Here is a 237-nt window from a genome sequence, read left to right as displayed (position 1 = left end):
CGGGAAGCACCGCCCCCGCCCCGAGCCCTTCGGACGGGCCCCCAGGCGCCGGCGAAGGGCGTTCCTGTTGACGGGTGGTGTCGATAGCCCTATCGTTGCATATGCCAGTATGTACAAGTACATTCGAGCAAACGCGAAGATGACCCGGGCGTCCGGCCCGTGAAGGAGTTCAACGATGATCACCGTCAACCAGCCCCGGAATGGAGACGCCGAACTGCGCATGCGCTACTCGGTGGG

At 64.1% G+C, this 237-nt stretch carries 1 protein-coding gene; it reads right to left on the bottom strand.

Annotation, left to right across the window (positions count from 1 at the left end; translation table 11 throughout):
* The coding region (locus BN358_RS27670) for a hypothetical protein (RefSeq protein WP_232233122.1) at nt 1-183 on the bottom strand (183 nt) is incomplete at its 3' end.
* Nucleotides 184-237: the final 54 nt, after the last annotated feature.

Origin of the sequence: Sedimentibacter sp. B4, assembly GCF_000309315.1 — a bacterium.
Lineage (GTDB): Bacteria > Bacillota > Clostridia > Tissierellales > Sedimentibacteraceae > Sedimentibacter > Sedimentibacter saalensis.
Note: the sequence above shows the minus strand (reverse complement) of the source record. Positions and strands in the feature narration are given on the sequence as shown.